Annotated in this window: 13 protein-coding genes; 4 read left to right on the top strand and 9 right to left on the bottom strand. The window is 61.7% G+C overall.

Translation table 11 applies throughout. The annotated features are described in order from the left end of the window. Position 1: 1 nt before the first annotated feature. The 4 genes from NKI10_RS17930 to NKI10_RS17915 form a co-directional block, all read right to left on the bottom strand. Positions 2-1,027, bottom strand: coding sequence for an esterase-like activity of phytase family protein (locus NKI10_RS17930; RefSeq protein WP_352861239.1), 1,026 nt, complete (start codon positions 1,025-1,027; stop codon positions 2-4). Then, positions 1,024-2,922 (bottom strand): cobaltochelatase subunit CobT, encoded by a 1,899-nt coding sequence (gene cobT, locus NKI10_RS17925; RefSeq protein WP_352861237.1) that lies wholly within the window; start codon positions 2,920-2,922, stop codon positions 1,024-1,026. Before cobT ends, NKI10_RS17930 begins: the two co-directional genes overlap by 4 nt. A gap of 11 nt (positions 2,923-2,933) precedes the next feature. Further along, positions 2,934-3,920: a cobaltochelatase subunit CobS gene (gene cobS / locus NKI10_RS17920; RefSeq protein WP_023670677.1), complete on the bottom strand. Its 987-nt coding sequence runs from the start codon at positions 3,918-3,920 to the stop codon at positions 2,934-2,936. Positions 3,921-4,043: 123 nt separating this feature from the next. Further along, positions 4,044-4,673 carry a J domain-containing protein gene (locus NKI10_RS17915; protein WP_032887126.1) on the bottom strand — a complete coding sequence of 210 codons (630 nt, stop codon included), beginning with the start codon at positions 4,671-4,673 and terminating at the stop codon, positions 4,044-4,046. Between the two features lie 168 nt (positions 4,674-4,841). Here NKI10_RS17915 and NKI10_RS17910 point away from each other — a divergent pair, with 168 nt between their 5' ends. Further along, positions 4,842-5,144, top strand: coding sequence for a BolA family protein (locus NKI10_RS17910; RefSeq protein ID WP_023670675.1), 303 nt, complete (start codon positions 4,842-4,844; stop codon positions 5,142-5,144). Between the two features lie 11 nt (positions 5,145-5,155). On the opposite strand, the gene NKI10_RS17905 is transcribed toward NKI10_RS17910, so the two are convergent. Beyond that, entirely contained in the window at positions 5,156-6,709 is a 1,554-nt protein-coding gene (locus NKI10_RS17905; RefSeq protein ID WP_352861236.1) for an acetolactate synthase large subunit, read from the bottom strand. Then, complete coding sequence (locus NKI10_RS17900; protein ID WP_245259876.1) at positions 6,666-7,094, bottom strand: hypothetical protein; 429 nt, start codon at positions 7,092-7,094, stop codon at positions 6,666-6,668. The genes NKI10_RS17905 and NKI10_RS17900 overlap by 44 nt, the downstream gene beginning before the upstream one ends. A 152-nt stretch (positions 7,095-7,246) precedes the next feature. Between NKI10_RS17900 and NKI10_RS17895 the strand changes: the two genes are divergently transcribed. From NKI10_RS17895 to NKI10_RS17885, 3 genes are read left to right on the top strand one after another with little or no spacing between them, the layout of a single operon-like run. Then, on the top strand, positions 7,247-9,196 hold the full coding sequence (locus NKI10_RS17895) for a PrkA family serine protein kinase (RefSeq protein WP_023686732.1): 1,950 nt from the start codon (positions 7,247-7,249) through the stop codon (positions 9,194-9,196). 17 nt (positions 9,197-9,213) lie between these two features. After that, positions 9,214-10,521, top strand: coding sequence for a YeaH/YhbH family protein (locus NKI10_RS17890; protein WP_352498136.1), 1,308 nt, complete (start codon positions 9,214-9,216; stop codon positions 10,519-10,521). 9 nt (positions 10,522-10,530) lie between these two features. Further along, positions 10,531-12,081, top strand: a complete 1,551-nt coding sequence (locus tag NKI10_RS17885) for a SpoVR family protein (RefSeq protein ID WP_023670670.1) — start codon at positions 10,531-10,533, stop codon at positions 12,079-12,081. A gap of 41 nt (positions 12,082-12,122) precedes the next feature. On the opposite strand, the gene NKI10_RS17880 is transcribed toward NKI10_RS17885, so the two are convergent. Genes NKI10_RS17880 through NKI10_RS17870 form a run of 3 tightly spaced genes read right to left on the bottom strand, consistent with a single transcriptional unit; the run spans position 12,123 to position 14,757 of the window. Then, complete coding sequence (locus NKI10_RS17880; protein WP_023670669.1) at positions 12,123-13,019, bottom strand: HlyC/CorC family transporter; 897 nt, start codon at positions 13,017-13,019, stop codon at positions 12,123-12,125. Continuing rightward, the gene (gene aroB, locus NKI10_RS17875) at positions 13,016-14,149 is read right to left on the bottom strand and encodes a 3-dehydroquinate synthase (protein WP_352861233.1); all 1,134 of its coding nucleotides are present in this window, start codon (positions 14,147-14,149) and stop codon (positions 13,016-13,018) included. The genes NKI10_RS17880 and aroB overlap by 4 nt, the downstream gene beginning before the upstream one ends. Further along, entirely contained in the window at positions 14,146-14,757 is a 612-nt protein-coding gene (locus NKI10_RS17870) for a shikimate kinase (protein WP_023670667.1), read from the bottom strand. The genes aroB and NKI10_RS17870 overlap by 4 nt, the downstream gene beginning before the upstream one ends. Positions 14,758-14,803: the final 46 nt, after the last annotated feature.

The raw sequence follows: 14,803 nt of genomic DNA, 5'->3' as shown, positions 1-14,803 counted from the left end.
CTCAATCCTGGTGCAGGATGAATTCCAGATAGAGGTTGCGCTGCAGGATCGAGTGGTTGTCGTCCGAGATCAGCGACACCATCAGCGCCCCGTCATCGCGGGTCCAGACGTCGAGTCCTTCCATATTGTCGATCTGGTAGCCCATGTCGGCTTCCATCAGCACCGGCCCGTCGGCAACCGCGCCCTTCTCGACGCTTTCGCCATAGATGCGCCTTAGCCGCATCCTGACACCGCCGGCCATCGAGAAACTGCGCTCCAAAAGCAGCAGGTCGCCATCCGGCAGGAAGGCGCCGTCAGTGATGTCGAAATCGCCGTTGCGCTTGACCGTGAAGACGCCCTTGTGCGGCCCTTCGATGATGGCGGCATAGATGTTGCCAACCTTGTCCAAGCTCTTTTCCGAGACCACGACGAGGCCGCCCTCGTGCTGGCCGTTGGGATTGGCGTGGGTGACGGTCTCGAAACCGCGGTTCTGCCGCAGTTCCCGGGCTGGAACCAGGAAGTTCAGTTGCTTGAACGGCGCAGTCATGTTGCTGAGGTCGATCTTGAACTGGGCGACGCGGTGATCGCGCTCGAAGCCGACGGTGGCAATGCCGTCGTTGACTGCAAGGCCCTCGGCATCGACTTCCCATTTCTTGTCGATCGGCCGGCCCTTCTCATCGACCATCTGCTGCATGCGGAAATTCTGGATGCCGGACGGCCGCTTGTCGGCATCATGGGTGATCGAGCCGAAGAACCAGAAGCCCGTATCGGCGACGCCGATGAAATCGCTGCCGGGTTTGACGAACCGAAATGCCGACAGCGCGCCGAAATCGCGCGTCGTCGAGTTCATCTCAAGACCGCCGACGAATTCCAGCAGCCCAAACTGCTTGTCGGCGCTGCCGATATTGAAGGTGGTGATCGGCCGCGCCGAGACTTCGACCGGCTCGACCGCGCTTGGGCCGGCGGCGATGGCCGGCGCAAACGCCATGCCGAACAAGGCAGTGACCGCGAAGAGCAGCTGCCGAAACCCGCCGCGCAAAAATATCATCCGGCGCGCCGGTAGCCGCCGCGGCGTGTATCGCGCACGTTTTCCTCGGCAAACAGCGAGGCCAGCTGCTCGGTCATGGCGCCGGCCAGTTCCTCGGCATCGACGATGGTGACGGCGCGCCTGTAATAGCGGGTAACGTCGTGGCCGATGCCGATGGCCAGCAGCTCGACCGGCGAGCGCGTCTCGATCAGCTCGATGACGGCGCGCAGATGCCGCTCGAGATAGTTGCCAGGATTGACCGACAGCGTCGAATCGTCCACCGGCGCGCCGTCCGAGATCATCATCAGGATCTTGCGCTGTTCGGGCCGGGCGATCAGCCGGTTGTGCGCCCATAACAACGCCTCGCCGTCGATGTTTTCCTTGAGCAGGCCCTCGCGCATCATCAGGCCGAGATTGCGCCGGGCGCGACGCCACGGATGATCGGCGGATTTGTAGATGATGTGGCGCAGATCGTTGAGCCGGCCGGGGTTCGGCGGCTTGCCGTCCTTCAGCCACTTCTCGCGAGCCTGTCCGCCCTTCCACGCCCGCGTGGTGAAGCCGAGGATCTCGACCGAGACGCCGCAGCGCTCCAGCGTGCGCGCCAGAATGTCGGCACAGGTGGCGGCAACCGTGATCGGCCGACCGCGCATCGAGCCCGAATTGTCGAGCACCAGCGTCACCACCGTGTCGCGGAATTTGGTGTCGCGCTCCTGCTTGAACGACAAGGGCTGCATCGGGTCGATGACGACACGAACCAGGCGTGCCGGATCGAGATAACCCTCTTCGAGGTCGAAATCCCAGGAACGGTTCTGCTGCGCCATCAGGCGGCGCTGCAGCCGGTTGGCGAGCCGTCCGACGACGCCGGAGAGATTGGCCAACTGCTTGTCGAGGAAGGCGCGCAGCCGGTCGAGTTCTTCCTCCTCGCACAGGTCTTCCGCACCGACCGTCTCGTCGAAGGCGGTGGTGAAAACCTTGTAGTCGATCTCTTTCGGCAGGTTGGCGAAGGGGTTGTCGTTACGGCGCGCCTCGCCCGGCGTTTCGGCGTCTGCATCGTCATCGTCGGAAAGATCGTCGGCAGTGGCGTCGGAGGCCTCAGTCTCGGACGACTGTTCGTCGTCGGCCGAGGCCTCGGCATCCTCGGACTGCGACTGCTCGGAGCCGGAATCGTCTTCACCGCCCTCCTCGCTCTGCTCCTCGCCTTGCGGCTGGTTGTCGTCATTGTCCTCGGAGTCTTCGGTTTCCTGGTCGTCGCCGAGTTCCTCGGCCATCTCCATGGACGCAAGCATCTCGCGCACGACGCGGGCAAAGGCCTGCTGGTCGCCAAGCTTGGCCGACAGTCCGTCGAGATCGGCCTTGGCTTTTTCCTCGACCCAGGGCCGCCAGAGGTCGACCAGCCGTTCGCCGCTCTTCGGGATCGGCCGTCCGGTCAGCTTTTCGCGCACCATCAGCGCCAGCGCCTCCTCGATCGGCGCGTCGGCCTTGTCCTTGACGTCGACAAGGTTGGCCTTGGCGTATTTGTCCTCCAGCATCGAGCCGATATTGTCGGCGACGCCTTGCATGGCGCGGCTGCCGATCGCCTCGACGCGGGCCTGTTCCACGGCGTCATAGATCGAGCGCGCCAGCTTGCCTTCCGGCGCCAGTTTGGTGTGGATGCGCTGATCGTGGCAGGCGCGCTTCAGCGCCATGGAATCACCCAGGCCACGAGTAATCGCGATGTCTGTCTTGGACGCTTTCTTCGGCAGTTCGGGCAGTCGGGCGCGGCTGCCGGCGAGCGCCGGGCGGTCCTTGGCGAAACCGACTTCGAGCTCCTTGTCGCTGGCGATGGCGCGCATGCAGACGGTGACGGCACGCTTGAAGCTGTCGGCTTCAGACCCCGTCTTCGACTTGTTGCGCGTGTTGTCGCCCGGACCCGCCATCGAGGCTCTGCTCAGCCCAGCACCACGTTGGCGGCGCTCTCGGGCAAATCCTCGCCGAAGGCGCGCTGGTAGAACTCGGCCACCACCGAACGCTCCAGCTCGTCGCATTTGTTGAGGAAGGTCAGCCGGAACGCCATGCCGATATTGCCGAAGATCTCGGCATTTTCGGCCCACGTGATGACGGTACGCGGGCTCATCACGGTCGACAGATCGCCATTGATGAAGGCCGAGCGCGTCATGTCGGCGACCCGCACCATCTTGTTGACGATGTCCTTGCCCTTGCCGTCGCGATAGTGCTTGGCCTTGGCCAGCACGATGTTCACCTCATTGTCGTGCGGCAGGTAGTTCAGCGTGGTGACGATCGACCAGCGATCCATCTGCGCCTGGTTGATCTGCTGCGTGCCGTGATAGAGGCCGGTAGTGTCGCCGAGGCCGACCGTGTTGGCGGTCGAAAACAGCCGGAACGCCGGATGCGGGCGGATGACCCGGCTCTGGTCGAGCAGCGTCAGGCGGCCCGACGATTCCAGCACGCGCTGGATGACGAACATCACGTCCGGACGGCCTGCATCGTACTCGTCGAAGCAGAGCGCGACATTGTGCTGGTAGGCCCAGGGCAGGATGCCGTCGCGGAATTCGGTGATCTGCAGGCCATCCTTGACGACGATGGCGTCCTTGCCGACGAGGTCGATACGGCTGACATGGCTGTCGAGGTTGACGCGCACGCAGGGCCAGTTAAGGCGGGCGGCGACCTGTTCGATATGGGTCGATTTGCCGGTGCCGTGATAGCCAGACACCATGACGCGGCGGTTGTAGGCAAAGCCGGCAAGGATCGCCAGCGTCGTCGCCTTGTCGAACAGATAATCCGGATCGATGTCCGGCACATGTTCCGAGGTCACCGAATAGGCCGGCACCACCATCTTGGACTCGAAGCCGAATTTGTCTTTCACCGACACCGTCGTGTCGGGCAAATTGGCGATGTCGCGATCGACCTTGTTCATCTCTATCCAAGTCTCCACGGGCGAAATGCCTGATTTCGCCGGCAATCGATTTTGTCCGGGGGCGGTCTTAGAGCCTTTTCCACCCTTATGAAAGTTGGAAAACGACACGAACCGTTAGGTTGCTCAGCACAAACCCGCCTGCTTGAGCACGCGATAGGCCTGCAGCACATCGCGGAACCGGTCTTCCGAACCTCTATCGCCGCCATTCGCATCCGGATGGTGGCGCTTCACAAGTTCCTTATAGCGCGCCTTGATGTCCTTGCCAGTCGCCTTTGTATCAAGGCCAAGCGTTTCCAGCGCCTTGGCCTCAAGCGGCTTGGCCTTGCGTTCGCGCGCCTCGCGCGGGTCCTTCGGCCCTTTGAACAGATCGAAGGGATCGCGCATGCGGTTGTAATAGCCGGCGCGACCGGAACGCTGCTGGGCGAAATCGGGCGAGGAGCGCGTCGAGGCGCCGGCGACGCCCATCTTCCATGTCGGCCGGTGGCCGGTCATCGCTTCCTTCTGGAAGCGGGCTATCTCGGTGTCCGGCACGCCGGAGAAGTAGTTGAAACCCTTGTTGTATTCGCGCACATGATCGAAGCAGAACTGAAAATACTCGCCTTCCTTCATGCGTCCGACCGGCGCCCGGTGGGTACCGGCCTCCTTGCAGCCGTCCCACTGGCAGATCGGCGAGTGCGACTTCAGCTCCGCATCCTTGTCGGGACGGACCCGAATTTTCTCGAAATATTTGGGGTACGGTTTCATCTCACCCATTTATGGGCTGTTCGCACGTGCGAAACAAGAATTGACATTTTCGCGATCATCGCCCTAACCGCTGAATCGCGGCATAAAGCAGGGCGAATGGCGATTTTTGAGGCGGCCCGGCGGGATCGATCCCGATTTCCCGATCACGCCTTGCAGATATGGTGAAGGGAGATGGCGATGTCCATACAGGCGACGATGGAAGACAAGCTGAACAAGGCGTTTTCGCCGGAGCGGCTGGCGATCGTCAATGAAAGCCACCTTCATGCCGGTCATCACCACCACGGCTCCGACGATCACGGTGCCTATGACGGCACCGGCGAGACGCATTTTCGCGTCCGCATCGTCTCATCCGTCTTTGCCGGCATGAGCCGCATCGACCGCCACCGCGCCGTCAACGAATTGCTCGCAGCGGAGCTGCAAGCCGGCGTCCATGCGCTGGCAATCGAACCGGCTGCACCCGGCGAAAAGACCCGTTGGTAAGTCTCTCCGCCTCAGATCACCGCTTCGATGAGAAACGGTCCCGGACGCGACAGGGCACTGTCGAGCAGCGCGTCGAACCGCTCGCACGTGTCGGCGCGGGCCGCCTCGACGCCCATGCCTTTGGCCAGCGCAACCCAGTCCAGCCCCGGATGGTCGAGATCGAGCATGCGCCTAGCGTTCTCGCCGATCTCATTGACCCCGACATTCTTCATTTCGCCATGCAGGATGGCGTAGGTCCGGTTGGAAAAGATGATGGTCACGACGTCAAGCTTTTCCCTGGCCTGGGTCCACAGTCCCTGCACCGTGTACATGCCGCTGCCGTCGGCCTCGAGATTGATCACCTTGCGGTCCGGGCAGGCGATCGCTGCTCCTGTCGCCATCGGAATGCCGCCGCCGATCGATCCGCCCGTACCCATCATGTAGTCGTGCGGCGCCGCAAAGGCGGATAGCGCGAAGAACCGTCTCGCCGAGGTGACCGCTTCGTCGCAGACGATGGCATTGGCCGGAAGTTTGCGCGCCACCGACAGCGCGATGGCATCGTCCGTCAGTCTGCCGCTCAGCGTCGGTTCGTCTGGAAAGGCGGTTGCGGCGGCGAATTGCTGCGTCGGCTTGATGCCGACCTCGGCAGCCAGCGCCTCCAGCGCCGCTTTCAGATCCTGGCCATGCGCCGCCAGCGAAAGCACCTTGCAATCGTCCCGAACCAGCCGCCCGGGCTTGCCGGGATAGGCGAAGAAGGCAACCGGCTCCTTGGCGCCGACCAGCACCAGCAAGTCGATATCCCGGAGCATGGCCGTCGCCGCATCGACCGGATAGGGAATGCGGGTCGGGGCGAACCGCCCGCGGCCGCGCTGCATGCGGGCGATCAGAACCTCACTGAACAGCCTGACATCGCTTCCCGATGACATTCTCCCTGCGATTTCAAGTCCATCGGCGCGCGCCGCCTGCCCACGCACCACCATGCCGACACGGCCCGGCGCGGCGCGGATTGCTTCGGCGATCGTGCGCACAACAGCCATGTCGACGGCGGGCGGCGGCTCCAGCTTCACCTTGCCAGGCGAAATCGCAGCAACTTCGCCCCAGGCGGCATCCGCAGGCAGGATCAAGGTCGTGACGCCAGGCGGCGTGAGTGAGGCGCGGAAAGCCGCCTCTGCGGCCGGCACAATATCGGCCGGCCCCTTGACGCGGCCAACCCAGTTCGACATCGGCGACCCCAGGCCTTCTATGTCGCTGGTCAGCGGGGCATCGAGCGGCAGATGGTAGGAAGCATGGTCGCCGACAATGTTGATCATCGGGCTGCGCGCACGCCTTGCGTTGTGCATGTTGGCCAAACCGTTGGCGAGACCCGGTCCGGTATGCAGCAACGTTGCTGCCGGGCGGTCGGTCATGCGCGCATAGCCGTCGGCGGCGCCGGTCACCACGCCCTCGAACAGGCCGAGCACGCAACGCATCTGAGGTTTGCGGTCCAGTGCGGCAACGAAATGCATTTCGGATGTGCCAGGATTGGCGAAGCAGACCGTGACGTCATTGGCCAGGAGCACGTCGCACAGCAGATCGGCGCCATTCATGATTTTCTTTCCCAATCGACAATTCAGGAACAATTGCACCTGTAGGCGCCGGGTCGGCAATGTCCCGCCGGGGCTTTTGGTCTGATCCAGGACGCCTCGCGGGGATCCGGCGATCAACCGACGGTCCATTCAGGAAGGCCAGCATCGCGGCGGTCAACGCGTCGCCGTCCTCGCCGAAGTCGTGATTGATCGACATATGCGTGTAGGCGTTGCCGTCGAACAGCGTCACTTCAGTGCCGATGGCGCGCAGGCGTTTGGCAAAGCCTTCGATTGGTCGTCGCGGCCTTCGGCGCGCGAATAGGCGATGAAGGTCGGCGGATGCTTGTGTCCATCGAGATAGCTGGCCGGCGACAACGCCGCCCATCAGCGCCGCAGCACCGGGCAACCCGCCATTCCAGCCACTCCGAATGTTTCCTCCCAAGCCTTCTACCCGGATTGCAGCCACTCTCCTTCATGTGAAGGGAACCAACAATGCTTTCCGACAGTTGAAGGTGATGAGGCGATTGGAATCCAGATCGGCTCCGAGGGCAGAACATCATGCGTGCAACCCAATCCGACGTCTTCGATCTTTTTTCGGAAATTTATGCCAATGCGGCGGACGAAGAGGTCAGCATCCAACAGTATCTTCTTGCCTGTCGGGAAGACAAATCGATGTACGCTTCGGCGCCCGAAAGGATGGTCGACGCAATCGGCGAACCAAAACTGGTTGACACCAGCAAAGACGAGCGCCTCGGCCGCATTTTCGCGAATCGGACCCTCAAGATCTACCCTCATTTTTCTGACTTCTATGGAATGGAGGATACGATCGAGCGCATAGCTGGATATTTCCGCTATGCCTCGCAGGGGCTCGAAGAACGCAAGCAGATCCTCTATCTCCTCGGCCCGGTCGGCGGCGGCAAATCCTCTCTGGCCGAGCGCCTGAAGAAACTGATGGAGCAGCGCCCGATCTACACGCTGAAGGTCGGCAACCAGATCAGCCCGGTTTTCGAGTCGCCGCTTGGGCTGTTCCATCCCGATCACATGGGTGATCTGCTAGAGGATAAATACGGCATAGCCCGGCGCCGGCTGAACGGATTGATTTCGCCATGGGCGGCCAAGCGCCTCGACGAATTGTCTGGCGACATTTCCAAATTCAGCGTCGTCAAGCTGATGCCTTCGCGGCTGCGCCAGATCGGCATTGCCAAGACCGAACCTGGCGATGAGAACAATCAGGATGTCTCGGCCCTGGTCGGCAAGGTCGACATCAGGCAATTGGAAAATTTTAGCCAGTCCGACCCCGATGCCTATTCCTATAGCGGTGGCCTGAACCGGACCACGCAAGGTCTGCTTGAATTCGTCGAGATGTTCAAGGCACCCATCAAGGTTCTGCATCCGCTGCTGACCGCGACACAGGAAGGCAGCTACAACGGCACTGAAAATTTCGGCGCCTTTCCCTACCAGGGGATCATCGTCGCCCATTCCAACGAGTCGGAATGGCAACAGTTCAAGAGCAACAAGAACAACGAGGCGTTTCTCGATCGCATCCTGGTGGTCAAGGTACCCTATTGCCTGCGGATCACCGAAGAGAGGCAGATCTATGAGAAATTGCTGCGTGAGAGCGAGTTGGCCGCCAGCCCCTGTGCCCCTGAAGTTTTGGACATCCTCAGCCGCTTTGCAGTTTCGACGCGCTTGGCCGAGCACGACAACTCGCCGCTCTACACCAAGATGCGCGCCTATGACGGCGAAAATCTGAAGGAAGTCGATCCCAGGGCAAAGTCGGTCCAGGAATATCGCGACGCCGCCGGCGTCGATGAAGGCATGACGGGCGTCAGCACGCGCTTTGCCTTTAAGATCCTTTCGCAGACATTCAACTTCGATAATGAGGAGGTGGCCGCCGATCCTGTGCATCTGATGTACATTCTGGAGGAGGCGATCAAGCGGGAGCAGTTCCCGAAGGAAACGGAAGCGGCCTATCTTGAATTCATCAAGTCGGAGCTTGCGGCGCGCTACGCCGAGTTCATCGGCCACGAAATCCAGAAGGCCTATCTGGAGTCCTATAGCGAATACGGCCAGAACCTCTTCGACCGCTACATCGCCTATGCGGATGCCTGGATTGAGGACCAGGACTACAAGGACCCCGACACCGGCCAGATCCTCAACCGGGAGATCCTGGACAACGAACTTTCGCAGGTCGAGAAACCGGCAGGCATCGCCAATCCCAAGGACTTCCGTAACGAGGTGGTGAAGTTCACTCTGCGCGCTCGCGCAAGAAACCACGGCCGCAACCCGTCATGGACCAGCTATGAAAAACTGCGCGAGGTCATCGAGAAGCGGATGTTCGGACAGGTCGAGGACCTCTTGCCGGTGATCAGCTTCGGCTCCAAGCAAGACAGCGTTACGGAAAAGCGCCATAACGAATTCGTACAGCGCATGATCGAGCGTGGCTACACAGAACGGCAGGTACGCCGGCTGGTGGACTGGTACATGCGGGTGAACAAGGCGGGTTGACAGAGCCGGATGGTTCCATGCCGATCTTCATCGACCGTCGCCTGAACCCCAAGGACAAGAGCCTTGGCAATCGACAGCGCTTCCTCAGGCGTGCTCGCGAGGAGTTGAAGCGGAGCATTCGCGATCAAATCCGCACTGGCAGGATCGCCGACGTGGATACCGAGCACGCCGTGCCCATGCCTGAAAGGAAAACGGCCGAGCCGAGCTTCAACGATGACAGGGCCAGCGGACGGCGCCGACACATCCTTCCGGGCAACAGGCATTTTTCCCCTGGAGACCTGCTCCCGAAGCCGCATGGGGGCGGCGCGGCGTCGTCGCCAGGAAACACGGCGTCGGAAGACGATTTTCGTTTCGTGCTGTCACGCGAGGAGGTGCTCGAACTCTTTTTTGAGGATCTCGAACTGCCCGACCTGGTTAAGCTCAATCTCAAGGAAATCCTTGCCTTCAAGCCGCGCCGGGCCGGCTTCGCGGCAACCGGTTCCCCGACCAACATCAATGCCGGCCGCACCATGCGCAACAGCCTAGGCCGGCGCATTGCGCTGAGGCGCCCCACGCAGCAGGAACTGGAGGCGATCCTCCGGGAAATCGTCACGCTTGAGTCGGCCCCGGCCGGCGCGGCGGTGCGCCAGCGCATCGCGGAATTACGCGACGAGCTTGACCGGCTGGAGCGACGGCGCAGGCGAATTGCCTTTGTCGATCCGGTCGATATCCGATTCAACCGCTTCGACGCCCGGCCGGTGCCGAATGCCAATGCCGTCATGTTCTGCCTTATGGACGTGTCCGGATCGATGGGCCAACGCGAAAAGGACTTGGCCAAACGCTTCTTCGTGCTGCTGCACCTGTTCTTGAAACGGCGCTACGAACGCACGGAGATCGTCTTCATCCGCCATACCCATGAGGCGCACGAAGTGGATGAGGACACGTTCTTCTACAACACGCAGAGCGGCGGTACGATCGTCTCCACCGCGCTCGACGAAATGCACCGCATTATCGGCCAGCGCTATCCTGCCAGCGAGTGGAACATTTACGCCGCGCAGGCCTCTGACGGGGACAATTTCACCACCGATTCCGAGCGATGCATAGAGCTCATGAACCGCAAGCTCATGCGCCTGTGCCAGTATTTCGCCTATGTCGAGATCATCGACGAACGCGAGAGCCACATATTCGGTGCTACCGAAAACGGGACGTCGCTTTGGCGCGCCTACAGTACGATCGAGCTGAAATGGCCCAACTTCCAGATGAGCCGCATCGCTGCTCCTGCGGATATTTACCCGGTCTTCCACCGGCTCTTCGCCAGGCAGCCGGTGGCCATCAAGAGCGCTTGAGAGAGAGAGATGGTCAGGCGAGCCAACGAAACGAATTTGTTGTTTTCCGGTTCCGACTGGAATTTCGAGAAATTATCGCGGGCTTTTGAAGAGATCGAGGCGATCGCGGTCGACGAGTTGCATCTCGATACTTACCCGGTCCAGATGGAGATAATCTCCTCCCAGCAGATGCTCGACGCCTACTCATCTATCGGCATGCCACTGATGTATCGGCATTGGTCGTTCGGCAAACATTTCCTTCACCAGGAGCTTCTTTACCGTAAGGGTGGTCGGGGGCTGGCCTATGAACTGGTCATCAACTCCAATCCCTGCATCGTCTACCTCATGGAGGAAAACACCATGGCGTTGCAGGCCCTTGTGACGGCCCACGCGGCGCTTGGCCACAATCATTTCTTCAAGAACAATCATCTGTTTCAGCAATGGACCGACGCCGGGGCAATCCTGGGTTATCTGGACTTCGCCAAGGGCTACATCGCCCGGTGCGAGGAGCGGCACGGCCTTGCAGCAGTGGAGGCCATTCTCGATTCCGCCCATGCGCTGATGGAACAAGGGGTGTTCCGCTACCACCGGCCGCCAAAGCTCTCGTCGGAGCGACAGCGCGAAGGGCTTCGCGAGCGCCTCGAATACGAAGAGCGCTCCTACAACGATCTGTGGCGCACGCTGCCGCCGTCGCAGAACAAAAACAAGTCCGGCAATGAGGATCAAGGGATGGCGGAGCGCAAGAGATCGCTCAACCTTCCCGAGGAAAACCTCCTTTATTTCCTCGAGAAGAACAGCCTGATCCTGGAACCCTGGCAGCGCGAGATCATCAGGATCGTCCGCGTCATCGCGCAATATTTCTACCCGCAGCGACAGACTCAAGTGATGAATGAAGGCTGCGCCACCTTCGTGCATTATACGCTCATGAACATGCTATTCGATCGTGGCCGGATCGGCGAAGGTGCCATGCTCGAAATCCTGCGCAACCATTCGAACGTGATCTTCCAGCCGGCCTTTGACGATCCCCGGTTTTCAGGCATCAATCCCTATGCCCTCGGCCTCGACATGATGCAGGACATACAGCGCATTTCGACCGAGCCGACGGCGGAGGACCGCGACTGGTTCCCGGACATTGCAGGACATGGCAACTGGCGCGAGGTCCTGCTTGAGGCCTGGGCCAACCACCGCGACGAATCCTTTATCCGCCAGTACCTCAGCCCGAGCTTGATCCGAAAATGGCGGTTCTTCGTGCTTGGCGATGGAGCCGACAAACCGCATTTCGAAGTCGCGTCGATCCACAACGAACGTGGCTATCACAAGATACGCGCCCAGCTTGCCCACAGTTACGACCTTGGAGCGAATCGGCCGGACATCCAGGTGATTGATGTCGACCTGCTCGGCGACCGGCAGTTGCGGCTGCAACACAGGGTAAAGGATGGTGTTGTGCTCGAAGGGGCCAGCCGTGACGCGACGCTCCGCCATGTCCGCAGCCTCTGGGGCTACGAGGTCAGCCTGGTCGCAGTTGACGCTCAAACCGGTGCGACCATCCACGAACGGTCTACGAGCCAGATCGCGGCATAAGCTCGGCAAAGAGCGTCATGTGGCGGGCCTGCTCGGTACCTTTAAGATTCGCCCGCCGGCCTGATCCTGATTCTGGCGATCCGGTTCTTGTCGCGCTTCATCACCACGAAGCGCTTGCCGTGGAAGGTGAAAGCCTGCTTTTCCTCGGGGATCGACTGCGTCTCGTGGATGACCAGGCCGGCAATGGTGGTCGCTTCCTCGTCAGGCAGGTTCCAGTCGAGCGCCCGGTTGAGATCGCGGATCGGCACAGTGCCGTCGACGACCACGGAACCGTCCGCCTCCTGCTTCACGCCCTGAATGTCTACATCGTGCTCGTCGGCGATCTCGCCAACGATCTCCTCGATAATGTCCTCCAGCGTCACCAGCCCTTCGACCTCGCCATATTCGTCGACGACGATGGCGAAATGCGCCTTGGCGCGCAGGAAGGCGTTGAGCTGTTCCTGCAGCGTCGTGGTGTCGGGCACGAACCAAGGCTTCGAAGCGATCTTCATCACGTCGATCCGGGAAAAGTCGTTGCCGACCTCGTTCAGCGCTCGCAGCAGGTCCTTGGCGTGCAGCACGCCGACAATGTTGTCGAGAGAGCCTTTCCACAACGGCATGCGGGTGTGCGGGCTTTGCAGGATCTCGCGCACCACCGCTTCCGGCCCATTGTCGGCATTGACCGAGCGCATATTGGTGCGGTGGACCATGATGTCGGAGACTTCGAGCTCGGCGAGATCGAACAGCCCGCCGACGCGGTCGCGGTCCTCACGCACCATCTGGCCGTCGCGGCGGAAATCGTCGACCGCGCCGCGCAACTCGTCCTGTGTCGAGCGCTGCGGCTCGATGCGCGACAGCTCATAGCCGAACATGGCAAGCAGGCGCGTGCGCACGGCCAGGACCAGCAGGATGAGGATGGCAAGGACGGCGACGACGGTCCAGCCGGGCTCGTTGATCATCGCTGCCGGCTTTCCTGGCCCGGGTGGTTCTCCCTGAGGAACGAAAGCACTTCCGACGCCGGTACATCCTTGGCAATAAAAGCCTGGCCAACGCCGCGCGTCAGGATGAATGTCAGCGCGCCGCGCGACACTTTCTTGTCCTGGGTGATGAAGCCAAGCAGCGCCTCGGCATCGGGCAACTCACCAGGGATGTCGGCCATCCGCCAGGGTAGACCGACGGCGCGAAGATGCGCCTCGACCCGCGCCGCGTCGTCGGGGCTGGCCAGATTGAGCCTTGCGGAAAAGCGGTGCGCCAGCGCCATGCCGATGGCGACGCCTTCGCCATGGACGAGGCGGGCGCCGTCATACTGTGTGGCGCCTTCCAGCGCATGGCCGAACGTGTGGCCAAGATTGAGCAGTGCGCGGTCGCCGGTTTCGAACTCGTCGCGGGCGACGACATCGGCCTTGGCGCGGCACGCCTCGGCGATGGCCTCGGCCCGCTCCGGTCCGCCAGCGAACACCTTTTCCCAGTTCGCTTCCAGCCAGACGAAAAACGCCGGTCGGTCGATCAACCCGTATTTGGCAAGCTCGGCATAGCCGGCGCGAAATTCGCGGATCGGCAGCGTGTCGAGCACTTCGGTATCGGCCAGCACCAGTTTCGGCTGGTGGAAGACACCGACCAGATTCTTGCCGCGCGGACTGTTGATGCCGGTTTTGCCACCGACCGAGGAATCGACCTGCGCCAGCAGCGAGGTTGGAATCTGGACGAAATTCATGCCGCGGCGCACGATGCCGGCGGCAAAGCCGGTGAGGTCGCCGATGACGCCACCGCCGAGCGCAATGACGACATCGCGGCGCTCCAGCTTGGCGGCGAGCACGCCGTCGACCACCTCTTCGAGATGGGCAAAGCTCTTGGTCTTTTCGCCGGCCGGCAAAGTGATGACGGCAGGCTGGATGCCGCCTGTTTCCAGACCGGCCTTCAGCGCGTCGAGATGTGCCGCCGCGACATTGTCGTCGGTGACCACCGCCGCCCTCGTGCCGGGCAGGCGGCGCGAAATCTCGGCGCCGGCGCGCGCCAAAAGGCCAGGGCCGATCAGGATGTCATAGGCACGCTCGCCAAGGCCGACCTCGACAGTGACCGGTTCGCTCACAGCCGCACCTCGCCTGGCGCAGTCGGAGCCGGAATGCCGAAATGCCCGCACAGCGCGTCGACAACCTCCGTCGCAATGACCTCCTTGCGGTCGTCGCGTGTCGGCACGGTGATGTTGGACGTGGCATAGACCGGGTAGCGCTCGCCCATCAGTCGCTCGAGCACGGCGCGCGGATCGGCGCTTTTGAGCAACGGCCGGTTCTGCTTCTTGGACACGCGTTCCATCAATAGGTCGATCTCGGCCTTCAGCCACACCGACACGCCATGCCCGGCGATCGCTTCCCGCGTCTGCGCATTCATGAACGCGCCGCCGCCGGTCGACAGCACCTGCGGCCCACTCTCCAGCACGCGCAGGATGACGCGCTGCTCCAATGCCCGGAATTCGGTCTCGCCATAGCGTTCGAACAGTTCCGGCACCGTCATGCGCGACACGGTTTCGATCTCCTGGTCGCTGTCGACGAAGGGCAGCGACAGCATCGTCGCCACCTTGCGGCCGATCGCCGTCTTGCCGGCGCCCATCAGGCCGACAAAGACGATCGAGCGGCTGCCCAGCCTGTCGAGCAGCGCGGCATGGCTATCGCCGGGAGGATTTGCTGGTAACGCGTTCATGAGACCATGCTGTTTCTAAGCCGTCTTTGCCGGCGTATCGACATCA

Origin of the sequence: Mesorhizobium sp. M0802, assembly GCF_040320115.1 — a bacterium.
Classification (GTDB): domain Bacteria; phylum Pseudomonadota; class Alphaproteobacteria; order Rhizobiales; family Rhizobiaceae; genus Mesorhizobium.
Note: the sequence above shows the minus strand (reverse complement) of the source record. Positions and strands in the feature narration are given on the sequence as shown.

Bases quoted from the DNA above. Each gene is read 5' to 3' on its own strand.
- NKI10_RS17930 (WP_352861239.1), bottom strand. From the start codon at position 1,027: ATGATATTTTTGCGCGGCGGGTTTCGGCAGCTGCTCTTCGCGGTCACT.
- cobT (WP_352861237.1), bottom strand. From the start codon at position 2,922: ATGGCGGGTCCGGGCGACAACACGCGCAACAAGTCGAAGACGGGGTCT.
- cobS (WP_023670677.1), bottom strand. From the start codon at position 3,920: ATGAACAAGGTCGATCGCGACATCGCCAATTTGCCCGACACGACGGTG.
- NKI10_RS17915 (WP_032887126.1), bottom strand. From the start codon at position 4,673: ATGGGTGAGATGAAACCGTACCCCAAATATTTCGAGAAAATTCGGGTC.
- NKI10_RS17910 (WP_023670675.1), top strand. From the start codon at position 4,842: ATGTCCATACAGGCGACGATGGAAGACAAGCTGAACAAGGCGTTTTCG.
- NKI10_RS17905 (WP_352861236.1), bottom strand. From the start codon at position 6,709: ATGAATGGCGCCGATCTGCTGTGCGACGTGCTCCTGGCCAATGACGTC.
- NKI10_RS17895 (WP_023686732.1), top strand. From the start codon at position 7,247: ATGCGTGCAACCCAATCCGACGTCTTCGATCTTTTTTCGGAAATTTAT.
- NKI10_RS17890 (WP_352498136.1), top strand. From the start codon at position 9,214: ATGCCGATCTTCATCGACCGTCGCCTGAACCCCAAGGACAAGAGCCTT.
- NKI10_RS17885 (WP_023670670.1), top strand. From the start codon at position 10,531: ATGGTCAGGCGAGCCAACGAAACGAATTTGTTGTTTTCCGGTTCCGAC.
- NKI10_RS17880 (WP_023670669.1), bottom strand. From the start codon at position 13,019: ATGATCAACGAGCCCGGCTGGACCGTCGTCGCCGTCCTTGCCATCCTC.
- NKI10_RS17870 (WP_023670667.1), bottom strand. From the start codon at position 14,757: ATGAACGCGTTACCAGCAAATCCTCCCGGCGATAGCCATGCCGCGCTG.